Origin of the sequence: Pseudarthrobacter sp. TAF60_1 (assembly GCF_052113505.1) — a bacterium.
GTDB lineage: Bacteria > Actinomycetota > Actinomycetes > Actinomycetales > Micrococcaceae > Arthrobacter.
The window spans coordinates 1-402 of sequence record NZ_JBFRDI010000063.1 but is presented as its reverse complement, the minus strand read 5'-3'; the positions used below and the strand labels follow the sequence as shown (position 1 = coordinate 402).

The window sequence follows — 402 nt, the reverse complement described above, 5'->3', positions numbered from 1 at the left end:
TCTCGGACCTGATCCAGACCGACATGGCCAACTTCACGCTGGTCAACGGCATTGCCACCTACACCTACCGCAACGTGGCACGGGCACGCACCCAGGGCGCGGAAACCTCGCTGCGCTGGCGCGCCACCGGGGCGCTGGGCCTGACCGCCGCCTACACCTACACCGACGCAGACGACCTCGACACCGGCGCGCAGCTGACCCGCCGTCCGCGCCATATGGGCCGGCTCGGCGCGGACTGGCGCGTGCTGCCATCCACCGAGATCACCGCTCGGGCGCGCTTCCAGAGCAGCGAAGTGGCGGATTCCACCACCGGCGCGCGCTCGCCGGGCTGGGGCACGCTCGATCTGGTCGTCAACCAGCGCATCGGCCGCAATGCCGCCGTCTTCGCGGGCGTGAACAACC

The 402-nt window shown here is 70.6% G+C and carries 1 protein-coding gene; it reads left to right on the top strand.

Features of this window, described 5'->3' with window-relative positions; all coding sequences use genetic code 11:
* On the top strand, positions 1-402 hold a 402-nt coding region (locus tag AB4Y73_RS20490; protein ID WP_441874522.1), incomplete at both ends, for a TonB-dependent receptor domain-containing protein.